Consider the following 5,578-nt stretch of genomic DNA (forward strand, 5'->3'; position numbering starts at 1 on the left):
TTGTAGTGTAGTGACCACAAAATAAGGTGATTTTTTTTCGCCAACCAAGGGAAGTGTTTTGCCCCTGGGGCAAAACACTTCCCTTGGTTATTTTAAATGCTGTTGCATTTATTAGTTGAATCTAAGAAGGATAAAAAGAATCAAAAAAAATCTTAGGATAAGTGCTATTTTAAAATTTTATAGTAAATAAGATCCTATATTTTCGATTGAAACCTATCTGTCTTTTTGAATTCTATTTAATGTATTTTACAGTATAATTCTTGTTTTAGCTTATAAAAAATTCAAAATCAATTCCAAGATGGTACGATTAAAAGAAGATGCCACCGATTTGGTTTCCTTGGTAGAATATAAATTTCAATTCCAAGATGGTACGATTAAAAGTGATTGAAATGTCGATGCCTGATTTTCTTAAATCGTATTTCAATTCCAAGATGGTACGATTAAAAGCCCATCTTGATTAAAGAGTCAGCACCCGAAGAATTATTTCAATTCCAAGATGGTACGATTAAAAGCACATTAGACGAAGGTAACCATACTCCTGCTCAAATAAATTTCAATTCCAAGATGGTACGATTAAAAGTAAGATTATGAGAAGTTTTAAAAAAATACATGAGTGATTTCAATTCCAAGATGGTACGATTAAAAGTGATACTTTTCGTTTGTAGTCGTTAATTATTTCTTCATTTCAATTCCAAGATGGTACGATTAAAAGTTGGTGTAATAATTTAGCTTTTCGGATGCCGACATATATTTCAATTCCAAGATGGTACGATTAAAAGGACTACTCTATTTTTCTTTGTTTTGGTTATTTCTTTATTTCAATTCCAAGATGGTACGATTAAAAGCAGTTACCTCTTGTTAATACTGCTGGTCAATACTATTTCAATTCCAAGATGGTACGATTAAAAGCTCGTAAGCGTTCTCGTTATGCCTATCTGTATTTGCATTTCAATTCCAAGATGGTACGATTAAAAGAAGATGCCACCGATTTGGTTTCCTTGGTAGAATATAAATTTCAATTCCAAGATGGTACGATTAAAAGTGATTGAAATGTCGATGCCTGATTTTCTTAAATCGTATTTCAATTCCAAGATGGTACGATTAAAAGCCCATCTTGATTAAAGAGTCAGCACCCGAAGAATTATTTCAATTCCAAGATGGTACGATTAAAAGCACATTAGACGAAGGTAACCATACTCCTGCTCAAATAAATTTCAATTCCAAGATGGTACGATTAAAAGTAAGATTATGAGAAGTTTTAAAAAAATACATGAGTGATTTCAATTCCAAGATGGTACGATTAAAAGTGATACTTTTCGTTTGTAGTCGTTAATTATTTCTTCATTTCAATTCCAAGATGGTACGATTAAAAGAGGAGATGATGGCTTGCAAGAGGTTATTTTACCTAATTTCAATTCCAAGATGGTACGATTAAAAGATCTTATTAAAATAACTATACAAAATTTTTAAAAAATTTCAATTCCAAGATGGTACGATTAAAAGGGAAACAACCTTCAAAAAGGTTTAAAAGAAACAATATTTCAATTCCAAGATGGTACGATTAAAAGACGTGTGTCCGATTTTCTCAAATGATTTGCCCGTGTGATTTCAATTCCAAGATGGTACGATTAAAAGTCACCCCTACAACCAAATGCAAAGGTTCAAAGAAGATTTCAATTCCAAGATGGTACGATTAAAAGCGTAAACTTCGCTCCTTGTCGTTGTCAGCCAATCAATTTCAATTCCAAGATGGTACGATTAAAAGAAGAAAGAAAGATTAAATATTTCTGTGTTGGTGAGTAATTTCAATTCCAAGATGGTACGATTAAAAGCTTGAGCCACCTCTAGCAGCTAACTCCAACCATTCTATTTCAATTCCAAGATGGTACGATTAAAAGAAATAATCAAATTTATCAAGTTTGGAAAACATCTTATTTCAATTCCAAGATGGTACGATTAAAAGACACCCCCAATATCTCAAGATTTAATGTACAGCGATTTCAATTCCAAGATGGTACGATTAAAAGAAATCAGATTACCTCGAAATCGGTCGCCGTATTGAATTTCAATTCCAAGATGGTACGATTAAAAGGTTCCGTCAGGAAATCCAAATTACGAGGTTTTGCTATTTCAATTCCAAGATGGTACGATTAAAAGCCTTTTGCTCAGAAAGGAAATCCCGTTCAGTTACCTTATTTCAATTCCAAGATGGTACGATTAAAAGTTTTGCTCAGAAAGGAAATCCCGTTCAGTTACCTTATTTCAATTCCAAGATGGTACGATTAAAAGTTTCTTTGTTCCTTCACGTATTATTTTTGATAAAATTTCAATTCCAAGATGGTACGATTAAAAGAAGCTTCAGGTAGAGCGGATATTATTCGCGATTTATCATTTCAATTCCAAGATGGTACGATTAAAAGATCAAATGCTTTTGCGTAGGCTTTTCTGTAGATTTCTATTTCAATTCCAAGATGGTACGATTAAAAGACCCACCTTTTTCCCTTGCTCATTAATAACATTAAATTTCAATTCCAAGATGGTACGATTAAAAGAGCTGTTAAGTTTTTTTTTGAACTTGTAATTTTTTGATTTCAATTCCAAGATGGTACGATTAAAAGTCAATATCGCCCAAAGACGGCGACGTGTGAACATAACAATTTCAATTCCAAGATGGTACGATTAAAAGATTCATTGTGTCTGCAATATCTCCGTGAACAGTATTATTTCAATTCCAAGATGGTACGATTAAAAGCAAAACGATTAGATAGATACAGAATTGTTAGAGGATTTCAATTCCAAGATGGTACGATTAAAAGTGAACTTGACCAAAAATATCATTGCTCATTTTGTTTATTTCAATTCCAAGATGGTACGATTAAAAGCCAACCGACAAACCGTGACCACCAAGAGAACCAAGATTTCAATTCCAAGATGGTACGATTAAAAGAATTAACATCAAGATACTGACCCGCCGTATTGATAAGATTTCAATTCCAAGATGGTACGATTAAAAGATAAAATTATAACTATGTGCTTTAATCCCGTTACTATATTTCAATTCCAAGATGGTACGATTAAAAGGTTCGGGTGGTTTTTTATTCACGACGAAGACGCCGTATTTCAATTCCAAGATGGTACGATTAAAAGTTCACCACCTCTATTCTCCAAATGTTCATCACCTCCATTTCAATTCCAAGATGGTACGATTAAAAGTGACATATCTAGGTGTCTTAGGTCTTCATCGTCTTATTTCAATTCCAAGATGGTACGATTAAAAGAAAGATTACTACGGCAAAGAACACAATGTACCCTGATTTCAATTCCAAGATGGTACGATTAAAAGACCCTAAGTTTTAAACATTCTATGCATTTTCCGCAATTTCAATTCCAAGATGGTACGATTAAAAGTCAAAAAAGAGTTGATAAACTATTCCCTCAACGGGATTTCAATTCCAAGATGGTACGATTAAAAGTATCTCCTAATCTTTAACTCCTCTTTTTTGAGCTCTATTTCAATTCCAAGATGGTACGATTAAAAGGTGTTAAAAGTCGCTTGCCCTAACTCCTTCATAAAGTATTTCAATTCCAAGATGGTACGATTAAAAGACGGCTGATGTTGGATTCTAATAAGCCTGTTCTATATTTCAATTCCAAGATGGTACGATTAAAAGGAAGAAATGCGTAAATACATTACATTCGTGCATTACATTTCAATTCCAAGATGGTACGATTAAAAGACCAACGAGGCGTTTAATTTTCTGCGTTGTTTGTCATATTTCAATTCCAAGATGGTACGATTAAAAGTTAGCCACGAACTCGAAAATCTCATCAGCTCTTTGTATTTCAATTCCAAGATGGTACGATTAAAAGTATCCGAAGTATTATTGGAAAGCACCACCTTTTCCAATTTCAATTCCAAGATGGTACGATTAAAAGTAGAGAAGAATTAACAGTACTAGTAGATTGCTTAAAATTTCAATTCCAAGATGGTACGATTAAAAGCAAACCATTGCAGCACGGTTAATATTCTTTTAAAGGATTTCAATTCCAAGATGGTACGATTAAAAGTTACCAAAAGTTATGAATTTGAATGTTAACGTTGGTGAATATTTCAATTCCAAGATGGTACGATTAAAAGGCGAAACGCTGAATTATCGTACGTATACTCATCGTTATTTCAATTCCAAGATGGTACGATTAAAAGGAGGCTAGTGGTCGTGCGGATATTATTCGTGATTTATCATTTCAATTCCAAGATGGTACGATTAAAAGGAACGACTTCCTGGCAAAACATTGGTGTGAGCTCGCCATTTCAATTCCAAGATGGTACGATTAAAAGAGCTTCTTTTTTTCTTCTATTGACAAGACCTTTCAAATTTCAATTCCAAGATGGTACGATTAAAAGTCCACGGAATAGGAAGCGAAAAAGAAGCCTTTGAAAATTTCAATTCCAAGATGGTACGATTAAAAGTGTATCAGCAAAAACAAACAACTAACTTAAATCTGGATTTCAATTCCAAGATGGTACGATTAAAAGCCGTTGAATCGACGACTAAAAAAGCCCTTTTTAAAGGCTTTTCTGTGAACAAAACTACTGTTTTTTTTCTAAAAAAGTTGTCGATGTCCAATTCTATAATTTTACTGGGGTTTCGACAACTTTGTAAAATATTGATAATCAGTGTTCTATTTTAAAACGATATGTCAAAGAGCGTTTTTCTGATTTTTTATTAAGACTTCGACAAGTCATAAAAAAGTATCCAGCTCATTTTTTTCTTTTCCAACCACTTCTTTTTCTAACCATTTTTCATTCCTACTCTTGAAGATGATTAAACTGTCTTCTTCAAGTTGCATAATTTCTTTGGCTTTAAATTGCAATTCTTTGAGTTTAACTTCTGTAATCTCTCCTTCAAAAACCGAATTCTGAATCCAATTTAGGTATTTCCTACACAATTTGAGCATTTTGCCTACTCTTTTTTCGCCGATATCGTAAACGAGGATGATGTACATATTTATCTGGTGATTTAGTGATTTAGCAATTTGGTGATTTAGCGATCTTGTGATCTTTGATTTGGTGACGGATGATATTGTGATTTTGGTGATCTGTGATTTTGTGATCTAGTAATCTGTGATTTAGTGATTGGTGGGTTTTAGTTTGCTTCTGTAGGAAGACATGACTTTTAGGATTTCTTCTGATTCATTTCTCAATTCAAATAATTTTTCTTCTGCTGTAAAGCCTCCATCAATAAGCATTTCTATCCAAAATAAAGTTTCGTCTGCTTCTTCTACAATAATGCAGAGTTTTGCAAATTTTTCTTTTTCTGATCTTGCCCTGCAAACTGCTCTATAATTGGCAGCCACGGAGGTAACAGACCGGATTAATTGTTTTCGAATAATGCCAAGAGCATCACTGTAATTGATTTCGGAGACTATTGAAATAATATTCAAAGCCAATTTTTTAGTTCTTTCTCGAAATAACTCATTAAATTCTTCTTGTTTCATCACTCTTTTATTTATGTTAAACATATCACTCGATCACCCATCACTCAATCACCCTTCACTCGATCACTGATCACTCCAT

General features: G+C 33.1%; 2 protein-coding genes and 1 CRISPR repeat array. Both genes read right to left on the reverse strand.

Annotated features, from left to right (window positions below; genetic code table 11):
* Window positions 1–284: 284 nt before the first annotated feature.
* A CRISPR array of direct repeats spans window positions 285–4,537; the repeat unit is 30 nt; unit sequence ATTTCAATTCCAAGATGGTACGATTAAAAG.
* 206 nt (window positions 4,538–4,743) lie between these two features.
* A complete protein-coding gene (cas2, locus tag EIY84_RS11370) occupies window positions 4,744–5,007 on the reverse strand; it encodes a CRISPR-associated endonuclease Cas2 (RefSeq protein WP_124643272.1) in 264 nt (87 codons plus the stop codon).
* A gap of 123 nt (window positions 5,008–5,130) precedes the next feature.
* Window positions 5,131–5,499 carry a four helix bundle protein gene (locus EIY84_RS11375; protein ID WP_124643274.1) on the reverse strand — a complete coding sequence of 123 codons (369 nt, stop codon included), beginning with the start codon at window positions 5,497–5,499 and terminating at the stop codon, window positions 5,131–5,133.
* Window positions 5,500–5,578 lie beyond the last annotated feature (79 nt).

This window comes from Amniculibacterium aquaticum (assembly GCF_003852705.1).
Lineage (GTDB): Bacteria > Bacteroidota > Bacteroidia > Flavobacteriales > Weeksellaceae > Amniculibacterium > Amniculibacterium aquaticum.